Consider the following 17,159-nt stretch of genomic DNA (forward strand, 5'->3'; position numbering starts at 1 on the left):
TTATATATAGGTGCATATTTATAAAATGGTATGAATTTGACCAATTGGGTACTTTACAAATGGTAAAAAAAGGATTAAGCAAGTTTTTTTAACGCATAGAAACATAGGTTGGGATGTATTATATGAAGCAAGGTGTATTAGTTTGGAGGGGAATAGTATAATAGGTTCTAAAAATAAATAGCTTATTTTTTAATCATTAGAACTCTAAGCCCTCACAGGTTTTAAAAACCTGTGAGGGCTGAACAATAATGTTGTCTTAAATATTAAGGAAAGAAGGTATATTTTTTCTTAAGTATTAAGCTAGTGTTTATATAGGAAAGAAATCTGAAAAGAGAACTTCATTTGGCAAGTTAGCAGTGTTAGGGACTGAAACGGCATCCTTTTTATATGATTATTGATGCGATAGCTGAAATAAGCATACAAAAAGATATAGTGGAAAGCCCGACCTTTTTTATCTAAGACGTTCTTTAAATTGATGTTGGTCATTAAATAAAAACGATACATATGGTATAGACGAAAAAAAAGGAAACACCCAAAAGAAAAAAATATTTTGAATTATTCTCTATTGGGTATTACTTGGTGAATCTATTAAAAAATAGACATATAGCCCCTACTTATTTAGTCTATAAAATTGAGTACTAATTTTTAAGTAGGCATTTCAAACATATTTAAATGCTTTTTTAAAATTCCGGAAGGTGTGTTTTTGGTTTCATCAAAAATTCTAGTGTCTCCAAATAGAATAAAGCTATCTCTTGCTCTTGAAACTGCCACATTTAACATGTTTGGTTTGTTATCTCTATCGAAAAACAGTACACCTTCATCTTGATTACTATATACAGAACTAAATAATACAATATTTCGCTCTGCACCCTGAAGTGCATGCACGGTACCTAATTTTATATCATTTACTTTAAACCCAGATTGAACTAAAGCTTTGGACAGTTCTGTTTTCTGACTTGCAAATGGTGTAATAATACCTAAAACACTTTCTATATTAACTACATTATAAGCCTTTTGAATGTCTTCTTTATGTCTATTTATCCATAAAATGATGGCTTTTACCTCATTCATATTATGACGGCTGTTAAATTTACGTTCACTAACTCCTTCTACATGATATGCCATCATAGACGCAAATATTTGATCTTTATGCGCTTTACCTTTCATCGGTTTTAAGATACCATCATAAGCTAGTTCATTACAAAAACCAATAATTTCATCATTACATCTTCTATGCTCTAATAGCAACAATCCGTTTTCTTTTTTACTCACTAAAGGGGTTTCGTATTCGCAGGCATTTTGAGCCATTTTCATGATACTTCCACTAGATGCTAAAAACCCTATATTATTTAAATACTCTTTCTGAGAATGGTCTGTTACAATATTTTGGTTGGTTAAATTACCATAATCTATTTTTGGTGGAATAGACCAAATTGGTTCTATCTGTTTTAAATCTCCCACCACTATAGCTTTTTGTGCTAATGAAAAAATAGGAATACTAACCTCTGGTGTTACTTGACCTGCTTCATCTATAATTAATAAATCTAGAAAGTTAAATAAAGGAAGGTACTCGAAAATTGGTTTCCCGTTTTCATTCTCTCCTTGAAACTGGCTGAATAAAAAATGTGTTGGTGCTGTATATAAGGTTGCCACAAAACATGGTGTAAGCATTGCTCTTCGTTTCCATTTTGCAATGACGGTTTTTTCTCCGGTTCCTTTTTCGGTTTCATTTTCTAAAACATCTTCTGTTTCTAAAATCCACCTTGCCTCCCAATAATGGGTTGCTAATAAAAAGGCTTTGTGACGCAGGCTTAAATCTATTTCATCATAAAAAAAACGATGTGTTTTATCTTTAGATTCCATTTTTTCATATTCGAACTCCCACATTTGTTCTTCTGAAATAAAAGGATAGCCTGTAATTTCATTTAAGTGTTTCCAGTTTTTTAACTTTAAGTTTGATGACAAAGCTAAATTAAGATCTGCAATACATTTTTTTATAAAGGTTAGTGCTGTTTTATCATCTGCAAGCGTTTCTTTATTTACAATAAAAAGATGTTCTGGGTTGTTCGTTTTTTCTTCTGAATCTGCTTTAAAATAGCGTTTTATTTCGTTAATGAAATTACCCTCTTTAGCGAGTGCTTTTATCTTGACGATGATATCTCGCCACTCTTGTAATTTTGATATTTTAATTACATTTTTTTTAATGTGGTTTTCCTTATCGAGCAATAAGTTATTTACCTTTTCTATGGAGGATAAATAATTTTGAGAAATTTGTACGCCCTCCATTAAATTATCTTCTATCACAGAAATTTCTTCTTGTAGATGATTACAGATATCTTCTAATGAGTTTGCGCCGAAACCAAAATAATCTAGATATCTACTATAAAAGAAATTCTTGGCATCATGCAGGTAATTTTCGTTTTCTAAATCGCACAAAGTACCTTCATTACCAAACATATTCCCTTTTAAGTAATTGATATCTTTTAAAGATTTTTCACTTTTAGAGCTCGATGGTAAATACGTGGCATAGCCATTAAAACCAGGAACCCAGCGTTCTGCTAAATTACCCATGGTACTTTTAGAGTTTATAAAACTATCTATAATGTTGGTTACCGCCTGGTTATTTGTGGAACATGCCAAAATTACCGGAGCTTCTTCTCCATTAATTGCAGCCCGCACCACTTCTGTAGCCACCAAACTTTGCAATAAAGTGGTTTTTCCGGTTCCTGGAGGTCCGTTTACAGCAGTAATTCCATTTTCTTCTGCGGTTAAATAAGATAACAAGGTTTTACGCTGACTTATAGAAAGCGGAAATTCGTTAGACATTTGCCCTAAATGTAAATGGTTGTAATCTAAAAAGCCTTTATCGGTAATAGGATCTCTTCGCTCTCTATTTCTTGGGTTTATTATTTTTGAAATTAAGGGAAGTTCTTCTGTTTCATTTATTAAATTCTCATACAGAAACAGAATACTTTTTGCTGCTGATATTTTAGAACTTCGTGCAAAATAAGTGACTTTGTTATTGGTTTTATATCCTTCTGCCCTATAATCTTCTATACCAATACCCGTAATTTCTGAAAAAACTAAACTAATATATTCCCAATAAGAAGCCCAATCTAATTCTTCCTCCTCCTCTACTTCTGGTTCTTCTAAATCTCTAGTTTCTGCTATTGTTTCTATGGATGAAAAAATAAAATCGTTACCAACCTCTGCTATTGGATCTAAATAATTACGAACTATTAATGGAAATATTTCCCTTGGGGCAGATAATTGACCTAAGCGATTTACTCTGGCCGTAATCCAAAAGGGGTGAATTGTTTTTTGTTTGAAATTAGGATCGTCTGTTTGAAAATCTAACTGAAAAGGTGCTATAATAATTTCGGCATCAAATACTTGATGCCAATTATCGCTATCTTTTTTAGCAACTCCTTTTAACCTATTAATTCTTTTTTCCTCTACATCAAGCATTTCAGTAGCATTTTTAGCACTAATAGTTGCTTTGCTTAAATCGCAATAATTTTGATGAAATAAGTTTTTAATTCTAGAAATATCTACTGCTAAGTTTTCACTGTCTGTTAAACTGTTTTTATAATAATTTAACCAGTTTTTTACGTTGCTCATGTATGTTATTAGAATTCTTAGGTTAGTAAATTAAAAAAATGGAGTGCGAATATATACTTTTCGTTGTTTATTCTTGATGAAAAAAGGGCCTTAATTTATTAACAAAATAGTTATATTATTTAACACTTGAACAACAAATTATTAACTATAAATAAAACCTATATAAAACAAAAAACCTTACTATTTCTAGTAAGGTTTAAGTGAGCCCTGCAGGATTCGAACCTGCGACCGCCTCCTTAGAAGGGAGGTGCTCTATCCAGCTGAGCTAAGAGCCCGTAATTTTTAAGTTGTTACGACCAACTGTGTCGGGGTGGCAGGATTCGAACCTGCGACCTCCTCGTCCCAAACGAGGCGCGATGACCGGGCTACGCTACACCCCGAGGCAATTATTTGCGGAGAGACAGGGACTCGAACCCTGGCGACCCTAAGGTCGACAGATTAGCAATCTGCTGCATTACCACTCTGCCATCTCTCCTTTCGGACGTCATACAAAAAGCATGACCTAGAATTGCGAGTGCAAATTTACAACTAGAAAAAGGATCTCACAAGACTTTTTTACATTTTTTTAAATTATTTTTTTTTACTCAGGATATTCTACTCTTAAATGATAGATATTCATCAACTTTTTCTTGATTACTTTCTTAATAATCTCTATTTCTCTAAAGGTAATATTCGAATTTAAAAACTGATTATCAGCCATTTGTTTGCTAATAATTTTATCTATCAAATTGCTAATAGATAAAGCCGTTGGTTTTGTTAAACTTTTAGATGCAGCTTCCGATGCATCACACATCATTAAAATTGCTGTTTCTTTAGAAAAAGGAATAGGTCCTTGGTACTGAAACTTCTTTATATCTACTTTTGTGTCAGGATTAAGCTCTTGTTCCTTTTTATAAAAATAATAAGTAGAACTTGTTCCGTGATGTGTTCTTATAAAATCTATAATTCTATCTGGTAACTTATATTTTTTAGCAAGCTCCACCCCTTTAATAACATGATCTGTAATTATTTTAGAACTATCTCTTGCAGACAAGTCATTGTGAGGATTAACCCCTGTAGATTGATTTTCTGTAAAATACATTGGATTTAATATTTTACCAATATCATGATACAAAGCACCAGTTCTAACCAACATAGAATTCGCTCCTATTTCATTTGCTGCCGCTTCTGCCAAATTAGCCACTTGCATGGAATGCTGAAACGTACCAGGCGCTTTTTCATTTAACTCTCTTAAAAGCTTCGCATTTGTATTAGAAAGCTCCAATAAAGTAATATCAGACACCAGACCAAAAACCTTTTCATACATATATATGATAATTATAGATAAAAAGGATAACAAACCATTGGCTGCAAAAAGCATAAAGTAATTCCAGTTTATTTGAGAAGCATTACCTTCTTTAATAATTGAAAAAGCAAAATAAGTTAACATATAAATAAGTGTAATTTGCGCTACAGATATAAACAAATTACCTCTTTTATAGAGCTCAGAAACGGTAAGTATTGTAACCATACCGGCAATAATATGTAAGTATATAAACTCAAAACTATTAGGCACAATATACCCTAAAAGCAGCACTGTTAAAACATGTGTAAACAAACCTAAACGGGCATCAAAAAAAGCTTTTAAAACTATAGGTAGTACACTTAAAGGAACAATATATAAATAATCTGCATTGTATTTTATAACCAATGTTTGTATAAATATCATTAAAAAAACATTGAAAAAAATAAAGGTAACCTGGTTATTATTGTCGAATATTTCTACTCTATATTTTTTTAAGAATAATAAAAGCATCAATAAAGCTAGAGAAACTAAAATTGTATATCCTAAAATAATCCAATTATAATTTGAGTCGGTCCAAACTTGAGACTCAGATTCACTTTTTAAAGAATTTAAGACGGCTAGTTTTTTTCCCTCTACAATATCTCCTTTTAAAATAATTAATTTACCTGCCTCTACTATTCCTTTCGTATAAGAAATACTTTTTATAGCATTTTCAATTACTTTATCTGTATAAATAGTATCAAAATAGATGTTGGGTTTTATAATTTCAGATAATAAATCTAATAATATTTTTTTACCATAAAAAGACCTTTCCTCTTCTAAATTACTTCTAATTATTTCTAAAACTTCTTTAGATGTTAAAAGGTTTTTAAACAAGATATCCTCTACTTCATTGCCTTTTCTAAGCGCAACTATTTCATTTTTATTTGAAACCCTTTCTTGACTTACTACTTCTAAAAAACCTCGCTTATAAATATTATCTATAACTTTTTGACCAATTTTAGAGATGTTTAATAATTGATCTGAATTTAAAGAATCTGATTTTTTTAATAACGAAATTCTTCTTTTATAATTAGATTTCACATTATTTTCTACATCAAAATCATGTAAAAAATAGACTTTAGAGTTCTCTGCAATTTCTTTTTTTTCTACAGCTATTTCATCTGCCGTTTTTTGAATAGAAAAATCAAAAGGTGCATATAAATTATCATATTTCCAAAGTTGCCCATTATTAAAATCGTATTTAAATTGCCCACCTTTTGGAAACAAATAAACAATTGCAACAGTGGCTACTAAAAACAAAATTACCTTATAAATAATGGCATTGTTTTGGTACAGTTTATTAACTATATTACTCATAGAATTTATCTTCTTACTACAAACTTACCATAAAAATGTCACGCTCAAAAATTCAAGTTGAATAATAAAACTTAAATTGATTAAAAATAGTTAATTTAGCACAACAAATCTTATTCAAAGTAAACACTATTATTTATGAAAGAAGTCGTAATTGTATCTGTAGCTAGAACACCAATAGGGAGTTTTATGGGAAGTTTATCTACCATTCCTGCTCCTAAATTAGGCGCAATCGCTATAAAAGGAGCCTTAGAAAAAATAAATTTAGACCCAAATTTAGTTGAAGAAGTTTTTATGGGAAATGTTGTTTCCGCAGGTCTTGGTCAAGCACCGGCAAGACAAGCAGCTATATTTGCAGGAATACCTAATACTGTACCATGTACTACCGTAAATAAAGTATGTGCTTCTGGAATGAAAGCTATAATGCTAGCAGCTCAAACTATTGCTTTAGGTGATGCAGATATTATTGTTGCAGGTGGTATGGAAAACATGAGTGCTATTCCGCACTATCAACATGCAAGAAAAGGATCTAAATTTGGAGCTATAACCATGGAAGATGGACTTCAAAAAGATGGTTTAGTAGATGCTTATAACAATGTTGCAATGGGTGTTTGTGCAGATACTTGTGCTACTGAATATAATTTCTCTAGAGAAGATCAAGATGCATTTGCTATACAATCATATAACCGTTCTGCAAAAGCTTGGAGTGATGGAAAATATGATGATGAAATTGTACCTGTAGAAATCCCTCAAAGACGAGGAGAACCAATTATTTTTTCTGAAGATGAAGAATACAGCAACGTAAGGATGGATAAAATTCCAACCTTAAGAGCTGCGTTTACAAAAGACGGAACTGTTACTGCTGCAAATGCCTCTACAATTAATGATGGTGGTGCAGCGTTGGTTTTAATGTCTGCAGATAAAGCAAAAGAATTAAATATTAAACCTTTAGCTAAAGTACTAAGTTATGCTGATGCTGCTCACGAACCAGAGTGGTTTACAACTGCACCAGCTAAAGCATTACCAAAAGCCTTAGCAAAAGCAAATATTTCTATTGATGATGTAGATTATTTTGAATTAAATGAAGCTTTTTCTATTGTTGGTTTGGCAAATATGAAAATTTTAGGGATTACAGATGATAAAGTAAATGTAAATGGTGGCGCTGTTTCTTTAGGACATCCATTAGGGGTTTCTGGAGCTAGAATAGTAATTGCTTTAACGTCTATTTTAAAACAAAATAAAGCTAAAATTGGTGCTGCAGCTATTTGTAATGGTGGCGGTGGAGCAAGTGCATTTGTTATAGAAAGAATTTAGTAATAAATTTAATTGAACATTTAAAACTCAAAACACATAACTTGTTATACGGCATTTGTAATTTAAGCATTGTTCCTTTAAGAGCAGAAGAATCAAACCAATCTGAAATGACTAGCCAAGTTTTATTTGGTGAAACTTTTGAGGTGATTGAAAAACAGAAAGAATGGAGTAAAATTCGTTTGACTTTTGATAACTATGAAGGATTTATAGATAATAAACAATATACAGAAATCTCTGCAGATTTCTATTCAAAACTAAAATCTGAAAAGCAATATTTATCAGCAGAAATGATAGATTTTATTACCAATAGTAAAAATGAGCTTACCACGATTCCTTTAGGATCTAATTTGCCATTTTATAATGCAGGTAAACTACAAATAAACTCAGAGTTATACGTATACGAAGGAAATGTTTTAGCAGAAGAAAAATCTAAAAATAAAATTGCACAAACTGCTTTTAATTACTTAAACACACCTTATTTATGGGGAGGTAAAACTCCTTTTGGTATTGATTGTTCTGGTTTTACACAAATGGTTTATAAACTGTGTGGCCACCAACTTTTAAGAGATGCCAGACAACAGGCTACACAAGGTGAGGTTTTAAGTTTTATAGAAGAAAGTGAAGCTGGTGATTTGGCTTTTTTTGATAATGAAGAAGGAGAAATTATTCATGTTGGAATTATTTTAAGCGACTACAACATTATACACGCTCACGGTAAAGTAAGAATAGACACTTTAGATCATAGTGGTATTTTTAATGCCGAACTTCAAAAACATACTCACAAATTAAGAATTATAAAAAAAATGATATAAAAAAAACCGAAACTAAAATTAGTTTCGGTTTTTTTATAAAATTGAAAGTCTAAATTACTGACCTCTCATTTCTTTATAAATAGGTCTTAAAGCATCTCCTTCTGCTGTCATCTCTAAAGTATCATAAATATTTAATAAAGAACTTACAGTTCCTTCTGTTCTAGCTAGTTCATCTGCTTTAACAATATAAGGTAAAGCTTCTTTACAAATAACCTTTAACTCTCCTTCTAATTCTGTATATTTCTTTTCATTCGATAAATTTTCATTCATCTCATTAATAACTGCTATTCTTTTATTTAAAATAGTAACTCCTAAATTTAAGTAAGCATCTCCATATTCTGGATCTAATTCAATCGCTTTTTTATAAAATCCAATTGCTTCTTCATTCTTCTCTTCTTGTGCATTTACAACACCTAAATTAAAAAACAACGTTGGGTTTGTAGGGTCAAGTTTTACAGCTTCTCCCATCAATTCACCAAATTTATCCATCTGCTCTAATTGGATATACATTTGAGCTTGATTTAACAATAAGTTAATATCTTTAGGATTAGACTTTCTAGCTTCTTCTAAAGCAGCAACTGCTAATTCTGGTTTCCCTTGATTTACATAAATGTAACCAATATTTTTAATAATTTCTGCTTGTTTAGATTCTGTAGTTTTTTCACTTGGGTCTGTATACCCACCAAACTTAAGCATAGCATCTCTATTAGATTTAGTACCCAAATCTTCTTCTTTACCTGTTTCTTTATTTATTGCAATATATTGAGTTGTAATACCTGTATAATTAATATCTTGTAACTCTTTATAAAACTTTAAAGAAGCATCATAATCTTTAGCTAAAGAAGAACTTAAAGCTGCATTATATAAGAAAGAAGTATCCGTAGGACTTAACTTATACGTTAAATAAAAATTATTTGTTGCATCTTTATAGTCTTGCTCGTTATATGATTTAATTGCTTTTTTAGAAACGAATTGTACTAACTCGTTTAATTTAGGCTCTGCTTCTTTTGTATATTTTTGCTTTCCAATTTCCTTTTCATAAGCAATTAATTTATTATAAGCTTCAGATGCTTTTGCAACATCAGACTCTCCATAAGCAGATCCTTTTAAAAAATAATACTTTGCTTTATATTTCGAATCCATTGAATCTTCCGTAGCTTCTAAACCTGCTAATGCCGCTTTTGCTTCTTTAAATTCACCTTTTTTAATTGCCTTTTCAGCAGCTTTTATTTCATCTTTTTGCGCAAAAGAAGCTATTGATAAGAAACCAACCGTTAACGCTAATATTTGATTTTTCATTTTACTAATTATTAATTTATTATTATTCTTGATTTTCATTTGAATCATTTTCAATTTCCGTGCCATTCTCAGTTGCTCCTTCAATATCATCACCTTCAAGTTCTTCTTCTACCTCTTCTTCATGAGCCACTTTAGCAACTGCAGCAATACTATCTGAATCTTTAATATTAATTAAACGAACCCCTTGTGTTGCACGTCCCATAACTCTTAAATCTTCAACAGCCATTCTAATTGTTAATCCAGATTTATTGATAATCATTAAATCGTTAGAATCATCTACATTTTTAATAGCTACTAAATTACCCGTTTTCTCTGAGATATTTAATGTTTTAACACCTTTACCACCTCTATTGGTAATTCTATAATCTTCTAATTTAGATCGCTTACCATATCCTTTTTCAGACACAACAAGTATATTGCTTTCCATATCATTTACAGCAACCATACCAATTACCTCATCATTTTCATGTTGTAAAGTAATACCTCTTACTCCAGAAGCAGTTCTTCCCATTGGGCGCGTTTTTGCTTCTTCGAAACGAATAGATTTACCAGATGCTAACGCTAACATTACTTGACTGTCTCCAGTAGTTAACTTCGCTTCTAATAATTCATCTCCTTCTTTAATAGTAATTGCATTAATACCATTTGTTCTTGGTCTAGAATACTGCTCTAAAGAAGTCTTTTTAACTTGACCTTTCTTTGTTGCCATAATAACATAATGACTGTTTACATACTCTTCATCTTTTAAATCTTGAGTTACTAAAAATGCCTTTACACTATCATCTTGTTCTATATTAATAAGGTTTTGCATTGCTCTACCTTTGGTATTTTTACCACCTTCAGGTATTTCATATACGCGCATCCAGAATACTTTTCCTTTTTGCGTAAAGAACATCATGTATTGGTGGTTTGTACCTACAAATAAGTGCTCTAAGAAATCTTCATTTCTTGTCGTTGCTCCTTTTTGTCCTCTACCTCCTCTATTCTGTACCTTATATTCTTCTAAGTTGGTACGTTTTAAATATCCTGCATTAGAAATAGTTACCACAACTTTGGTATCAGGTATCATATCTTCTATACGCATATCTCCACCGGCATACTCTATTACAGATCTACGCTCATCACCATATTTATCTCTAATAAGTGATAATTCTTCTTTTATAATATCGTAACGTCTTGGTTCGTTTGCTAAAATATCTTTTAAATCAGTTATCGTTAACATAATTTCATCAAACTCAGCACGTAATTTATCTTGCTCTAGTCCTGTTAATTGACGCAAACGCATTTCTACAATTGCTTTTGCTTGAATTTCAGATAATTCAAAACGCTCAATTAAACTTTCTCTAGCTTCATCTGCATTATTAGAGGCTCTAATAATTTTAATTACCTCATCTATATTATCTGAAGCAATAATTAATCCTTCTAAAATATGCGCTCTAGCTTCTGCTTTTTTAAGTAAAAACTCAGTTCTACGAACAATTACTTCATGTCTATGTTCAACAAAATAATGAATTAATTCTTTTAAGTTTAATTGTTCTGGTCTTCCTTTTACCAATGCAATATTATTTACACTAAAAGAAGTTTGTAATTGTGTATACTTAAATAATTTATTTAAAACGATGTTAGGTATTGCGTCACGTTTTAAAATGTACACAATACGCATTCCGTTTCTATCAGACTCATCACGAATATTCGCAATACCAGATATTTTTTTATCATTAACTAAATCAGCAGTTTTTTTAATCATTTCTGCTTTATTCACTTGGTAAGGAATTTCCGTAACAATAATACACTCACGTCCTTTAACCTCTTCAATAATAGCTTTAGCACGCATTACAATACGTCCACGACCTGTATGAAACGCCTCTCTTACACCATCGTAACCATAAATAATTCCTCCTGTAGGAAAATCTGGTGCGGTAATGTGTTGCATTAATTCATCGATCTCAATATCTCTATTATCAATATAAGCCATGGTACCATTTATAACTTCAGTTAAGTTATGTGGTGCCATATTTGTTGCCATACCTACTGCAATACCAGAAGCTCCGTTTACTAATAAATTAGGAATACGAGTTGGTAAAACGGTTGGTTCTTGCAAAGTATCATCAAAATTTAATCGATGATCTACTGTTTCTTTTTCAATATCAGCCAACATGTCTTCTGATATTTTTTGCATTCTAACCTCAGTATAACGCATTGCTGCTGGCGAATCTCCATCTACAGAACCAAAATTTCCTTGACCATCAACCATCATATAACGCACACTCCAGCTTTGTGCCATACGTACCATAGAATCGTATACAGAAGTATCTCCGTGAGGGTGATACTTACCTAAAACTTCCCCAACAATTCTTGCGGATTTTTTATACGAACCTGTAGCTTTAATTCCTAACTCATGCATACCAAACAAAACCCTTCTATGAACAGGCTTTAACCCATCTCTTACATCTGGTAATGCTCTTGAAACAATTACTGACATCGAATAATCGATGTACGCAGCTTTCATCTGTTCTTCAATGTTAATCGGAATTAACTTTTCTCCGTCTGCCATATTTATATTTGATTAATTTTACGTCATTTTTTTAAAACAAGGCAAGTTACTATTTTTACTTGTTTTTACAAAGGTTTTAGCACTTGTAATTCAGTAGAGTTATCAACATTATTTCATAATTTTTAACAAGAATTTATTTGCCTGATTTACAATAGTTTTCTACCTTGGTATCTTAGTCAAACTGTCAGTTTTTTAGCATTGGCATCTTTTTTGTAATTATCTATAAAAAAAAAGGACTAAATTTACAACACATCAATAATAGACAGATAGAAATATGGACGATAATTTTTCACCAAAGGTTAGAGATGTAATTACTTTCAGTAAAGAAGAAGCGCTACGTTTAGGGCAAGAATTTATTGGAACAGAACATCTTTTACTAGGTTTAATAAGACAAGGAGAAGGAAAAGCAGTAGAAATATTAACAGCATTTGATGTTGATTTTGTTTTATTGCGTAAAAAATTAGAACAATTAAACCCTGTAAACCCAACGTTTACAGAAAGCACAGATAAGCCAAGTTTACGATTAACAAGACAAGCCGAAAAAGCCTTAAAAACAACTTTTTTAGAAGCTAAATTATATCAAAGCGAATCTATAGATACGGCACATTTATTACTTTGTATTCTAAGAAATGAAAACGACCCAACTACAAAGTTAATTCACAAATATCATGTAAATTATGACGAAGCTAAAGCGCTTTACAAACAGCTACATGTAGAGGATATCGAATTGCCTCTAAACCCTATTGCAGAAACACCTTCTGATGACGAATTTGCTTCAGAAAAATCAAATCCTTTTGACCAACCTCAAAAGGGTAAAAACGTAAAAAAATCGAAGACTCCGGTATTAGATAATTTTGGTAGAGATTTAACTGATTTAGCAGAAAAAGGGAAATTAGACCCCGTTGTTGGTAGACAAAAAGAAATAGAACGAGTTTCTCAAATTTTAAGTCGTAGAAAGAAAAACAATCCAATGTTAATTGGAGAACCAGGTGTTGGTAAATCTGCCATTGCAGAAGGTTTGGCGTTGCGAATAATTGAAAGAAAAGTGTCAAGGATTTTATTTGACAAACGTATTGTTTCTTTAGATTTAGCAAGCTTAGTTGCGGGTACAAAATATCGTGGTCAGTTTGAAGAACGTATGAAAGCCTTAATGAATGAACTTGAAAAAAATGATGATATCATTCTTTTTATAGATGAAATTCACACCATTGTTGGTGCTGGTGGAGCAACCGGTTCTTTAGATGCATCTAATATGCTAAAACCTGCTTTAGCAAGAGGAGAAATACAATGTATTGGTGCAACTACGTTGGATGAATTTAGAACGAATATCGAAAAAGATGGCGCGTTAGAACGTCGTTTTCAAAAGGTAATTGTAGACCCAACTTCCGTAGACGAAACGATACAGATTTTACAAAACATAAAAAATAAATACGAAGAACATCACCATGTTAATTATACAGATGCTGCTATTGAAGCTTGTGTAAAATTAACAAACAGATACATGACCGATAGATACCTACCAGACAAAGCTATTGATGCTTTAGATGAAGCCGGATCTAGAATTCATATTACAAACATTGTGGTTCCGCAACAAGTTTTAGAATTAGAATCTAAGTTAGAAACTATTAGAGATCAAAAAACCAAAGCTGTAAACGGACAGAAATATGAAGAAGCTGCTAAGTTACGTGACGACGAAAAAAACATGGAAGCTGCTTTAAATTCTGCTCAAAACCAATGGGAAGAAGATTCTAAATTAAATAGAGAAATTGTAACGGAAGATAATGTTGCAGAAGTAGTTTCTATGATGACTGGAATTCCTGTAAATAGAGTTGCAGAAGCAGAAACCAATAGATTACACGAATTACCTGCCTTAATTAAAGGAAAAGTAATTGGCCAAAATGAAGCGGTTACCAAAGTAGTAAAAGCAATACAACGTAATAGAGTTGGGTTAAAAGACCCTAACAAACCAATTGGTTCTTTTATTTTCTTAGGACAAACGGGTGTTGGAAAAACGCAATTAGCTAAAGTTTTAGCTCGTGAGTTATTTGATTCTGATGATTCTTTAATTAGAATTGACATGAGTGAATACATGGAGAAGTTTGCTATCTCTCGTTTAATTGGAGCGCCTCCAGGATATGTTGGTTATGAAGAAGGCGGACAGTTAACTGAAAAAGTGAGAAGAAAACCATATTCTGTAGTCTTGTTAGATGAGATAGAAAAAGCGCATCCAGATGTGTTTAATATGTTGTTACAAATTTTAGATGATGGCCATATTACCGATAGTTTAGGTAGAAAAATCGATTTTAGAAATACCATAATTATTATGACTTCTAACATTGGTGCTCGTCAATTAAAAGACTTTGGTGGTGGTGTAGGTTTTGGTACAGCTACTAAAGCGGCACAAGCAGATGAACATGCAAAATCTGTACTAGAAGGTGCTTTAAAGAAATCTTTTGCTCCGGAGTTTTTAAACAGAATAGACGATGTAATTGTATTTAATGCTCTAGAAAGAGACGATATTCATAAAATTATAGATATCGAGTTAGATAAATTATTACATAGAATATCAGATTTAGGCTACACTTTAAACTTAAGCGAAAAAGCAAAAGATTACATTGCAGACAAAGGCTTTGATAAAAAATATGGAGCAAGACCACTTAAAAGAGCGATACAAAAATACATTGAAGATGCTTTAGCAGAAGAAATTGTAAATTCTAAACTCTATGAAGGTGACACCATAAATATGGATTTGGATGAGAAGGAAAATAAACTCACCATTACCATTGAAAAAGGTGAAAAGAAACCAGAAATAAGGACAGAGACCGAAAAGGAATCTTAAAAATTATAAAAATCCCAAACGAAAGTTTGGGATTTCTTTTTTCTATAAAAGAACAATTTACCCACTATTGTCTTTTAATTGAAATAGGCTAACTTTGCTTATTTATAATTAAAATGAAATTTATTTACTTACTTTTATTTCTAGCCTTAGCAAGTTGTACTTCTTTAAAAAAGAATACTACCAACAATTCTACCATTGAGGAAACTAAACCGATAGCCTCTCAAATTATTTTCTTAACTTATAAAGTTTCTAAGAATAAAAATATAAGACTTACTTTTATTGATAAAATAATTACAGAAGGAAGTCTTAAAAAGAATTTCCAAAAAAGAACAGACAGTAATGCAGGAGATTTAATCTGTATTCAACAAGATGTAAATTCTGTAGCTATTGATAGTATTCAGATAGAAAACCCATTAATAAAAAACTTCGAATACATAGATGATTTTGGTAAATTAAGTCGAAAAACAATTGCATTAGACAGCACTACCCTATCTATTCGAATGGATTTAAAACCACAAACAAAATTTATAACACTTAAATTACTAAGTGAAACCAATAACAGTCTTTTAAAAATACAATTATGAAAAAAATACTACTCTTATCTATTCTATTTTTATGCGCATCTGTTAAAGCACAAACTTTTGATGTAACCACAATTACACAATCTGGTTCTAATGATAGTAGAATTAATGTTGTAATTCTATCAGACGGATACCAAAGTACAGAACTGAATCAATTTATAACAGATGCTACTAATTTTTCAAATGCGCTGTTTGCAGAAACACCTTATAAAGAATATAAAAATTACTTTAATGTGCATGCCATAAAAGTACCTTCTAATGAAAGTGGCGCAAAACACCCACGTACAGCATCAGATGAAGCTACTTCTAACAATCAACCTACAGCTACAGTAGATAATTATTTTGAATCAACTTTTGATGCATATAATGTTCATAGACTTTTAGTAGCTAACAACGCTATAGTAAACACTGTTTTAGCTAATAATTTTCCTAATTACGACATTGTTTTAGTTTTAGTAAACAGCCCTTATTATGGTGGTAGTGGTGGTGAAATTGCCGTAGCATCCTTGCATGCGTCAGCTAACCAAATTGCCATACATGAGTTAGGACACTCTTTTGCAAATCTTATTGATGAGTATTACCCTGGAGATATTTATGTAAGAGAAGGCATAAACATGACCCAAGAAACAAACCCAACAAATGTAAAATGGAAAAATTGGATGAACCAAAATGGAGTTGGTATTTATCCGCATGGTACTTCCGGAACGGCTGCTAGCTGGTATAAACCACATCAAAATTGTAAAATGGAATCTTTAAATAGTCCTTTTTGTTCAGTTTGTACAGAGGGAACTATAGAAAAAATACATTCTTTAACCTCGGTAATAGAAAACTATGCTCCACAAAACACAGGTTCTATAGATTTATCTACAACTATAGATCTTACAATAAACACTATAAATCCACTTCCAAATACCTTAGATATTACGTGGACTTTAAACGGAACTATAATAAATAGTGAAGACTATACGGTCTCTATTTCAAAAGAAGATTTAGCGAGTGGAAATAATCAACTACTGGCAACTATTGAAGATAAAACTACATTACTTAAAGTTGACAATCATGAAACGGTACATTTTGCTACGACACTTTGGAATATCAATCCTAGTACTTTAAGTATCGATGATATTTCAACAAATAGTTTTGACATAAAACTATTCCCAAACCCTACTCAGGATTTTTTATATTTTGATATAACCAACAATAATGAAGACTATAACGTTTTTATTAGTGATATTTCTGGAAAGCAATTGATTCAGAAAAAAATGAATAACGTAGGCGAAAATCAAAATATACGAATAGGTACACTTCCTTCTGGAGTCTATTTTATCAATTTTACATTTGAAAATGGATTACATATTTCTAAGAAAATAATTAAAAAATAAAAAGGATCCTTTTTTAAAACATAAATTAGTTATAAAAAATCTCAAAATGTACATTTTGAGATTTTTTTTGATTCAACCTTTTCTTAACAAAGCCATATCATTTTTAACTTCTTATT

9 protein-coding genes and 3 tRNA genes are annotated in these 17,159 nt (G+C 31.4%); 5 read left to right on the forward strand and 7 right to left on the reverse strand.

All coding sequences use genetic code 11. The annotated features are described in order from the left end of the window. Positions 1-645 precede the first annotated feature (645 nt). From GQS58_RS15695 to GQS58_RS15715, 5 genes are all read right to left on the reverse strand, one after another. On the reverse strand, positions 646-3,621 hold the full coding sequence (locus tag GQS58_RS15695; protein ID WP_166387639.1) for a DEAD/DEAH box helicase: 2,976 nt from the start codon (positions 3,619-3,621) through the stop codon (positions 646-648). A 201-nt stretch (positions 3,622-3,822) separates the two neighbouring features. Further along, positions 3,823-3,896, reverse strand: a tRNA-Arg gene (locus GQS58_RS15700). Between the two features lie 30 nt (positions 3,897-3,926). Beyond that, a tRNA-Pro gene (locus GQS58_RS15705) sits at positions 3,927-4,001 on the reverse strand. A 13-nt stretch (positions 4,002-4,014) separates the two neighbouring features. Next, positions 4,015-4,096: transfer RNA gene (locus GQS58_RS15710), tRNA-Ser, on the reverse strand. A gap of 105 nt (positions 4,097-4,201) precedes the next feature. Next, positions 4,202-6,265 carry an HD family phosphohydrolase gene (locus GQS58_RS15715; RefSeq protein ID WP_166387641.1) on the reverse strand — a complete coding sequence of 688 codons (2,064 nt, stop codon included), beginning with the start codon at positions 6,263-6,265 and terminating at the stop codon, positions 4,202-4,204. A gap of 135 nt (positions 6,266-6,400) precedes the next feature. Here GQS58_RS15715 and GQS58_RS15720 point away from each other — a divergent pair, with 135 nt between their 5' ends. Both GQS58_RS15720 and GQS58_RS15725 read left to right on the forward strand, forming a co-directional pair. Next, complete coding sequence (locus tag GQS58_RS15720) at positions 6,401-7,576, forward strand: acetyl-CoA C-acyltransferase (RefSeq protein ID WP_166387643.1); 1,176 nt, start codon at positions 6,401-6,403, stop codon at positions 7,574-7,576. Positions 7,577-7,617: 41 nt separating this feature from the next. Beyond that, the gene (locus tag GQS58_RS15725; RefSeq protein WP_166387645.1) at positions 7,618-8,388 is read left to right on the forward strand and encodes a C40 family peptidase; all 771 of its coding nucleotides are present in this window, start codon (positions 7,618-7,620) and stop codon (positions 8,386-8,388) included. Positions 8,389-8,442: 54 nt separating this feature from the next. Here GQS58_RS15725 and GQS58_RS15730 read toward each other — a convergent pair whose 3' ends face one another. Together GQS58_RS15730 and gyrA are read right to left on the reverse strand one after the other, a co-directional pair. Further along, positions 8,443-9,687 (reverse strand): tetratricopeptide repeat protein, encoded by a 1,245-nt coding sequence (locus tag GQS58_RS15730; protein WP_166387647.1) that lies wholly within the window; start codon positions 9,685-9,687, stop codon positions 8,443-8,445. Positions 9,688-9,709: 22 nt separating this feature from the next. Then, entirely contained in the window at positions 9,710-12,241 is a 2,532-nt protein-coding gene (gyrA, locus tag GQS58_RS15735; protein ID WP_166387649.1) for a DNA gyrase subunit A, read from the reverse strand. A 274-nt stretch (positions 12,242-12,515) separates the two neighbouring features. Here gyrA and GQS58_RS15740 point away from each other — a divergent pair, with 274 nt between their 5' ends. From GQS58_RS15740 to GQS58_RS15750, 3 genes are all read left to right on the forward strand, one after another. Next, complete coding sequence (locus GQS58_RS15740; protein ID WP_166387652.1) at positions 12,516-15,080, forward strand: ATP-dependent Clp protease ATP-binding subunit; 2,565 nt, start codon at positions 12,516-12,518, stop codon at positions 15,078-15,080. Between the two features lie 113 nt (positions 15,081-15,193). Then, on the forward strand, positions 15,194-15,664 hold the full coding sequence (locus GQS58_RS15745) for a hypothetical protein (RefSeq protein ID WP_166387654.1): 471 nt from the start codon (positions 15,194-15,196) through the stop codon (positions 15,662-15,664). Next, positions 15,661-17,043, forward strand: coding sequence for a M64 family metallopeptidase (locus GQS58_RS15750; protein ID WP_166387656.1), 1,383 nt, complete (start codon positions 15,661-15,663; stop codon positions 17,041-17,043). Before GQS58_RS15745 ends, GQS58_RS15750 begins: the two co-directional genes overlap by 4 nt. Positions 17,044-17,159: the final 116 nt, after the last annotated feature.

It is taken from the genome of Polaribacter sp. 11A2H, from assembly GCF_011379025.1.
Taxonomy (GTDB): Bacteria; Bacteroidota; Bacteroidia; order Flavobacteriales; family Flavobacteriaceae; genus Polaribacter.

Coding starts and splice junctions, on each gene's coding strand:
- GQS58_RS15695 (WP_166387639.1), bottom strand. CDS start 3,621: ATGAGCAACGTAAAAAACTGGTTAAATTATTATAAAAACAGTTTAACA.
- GQS58_RS15750 (WP_166387656.1), top strand. CDS start 15,661: ATGAAAAAAATACTACTCTTATCTATTCTATTTTTATGCGCATCTGTT.
- GQS58_RS15730 (WP_166387647.1), bottom strand. CDS start 9,687: ATGAAAAATCAAATATTAGCGTTAACGGTTGGTTTCTTATCAATAGCT.
- GQS58_RS15715 (WP_166387641.1), bottom strand. CDS start 6,265: ATGAGTAATATAGTTAATAAACTGTACCAAAACAATGCCATTATTTAT.
- gyrA (WP_166387649.1), bottom strand. CDS start 12,241: ATGGCAGACGGAGAAAAGTTAATTCCGATTAACATTGAAGAACAGATG.
- GQS58_RS15745 (WP_166387654.1), top strand. CDS start 15,194: ATGAAATTTATTTACTTACTTTTATTTCTAGCCTTAGCAAGTTGTACT.
- GQS58_RS15720 (WP_166387643.1), top strand. CDS start 6,401: ATGAAAGAAGTCGTAATTGTATCTGTAGCTAGAACACCAATAGGGAGT.
- GQS58_RS15740 (WP_166387652.1), top strand. CDS start 12,516: ATGGACGATAATTTTTCACCAAAGGTTAGAGATGTAATTACTTTCAGT.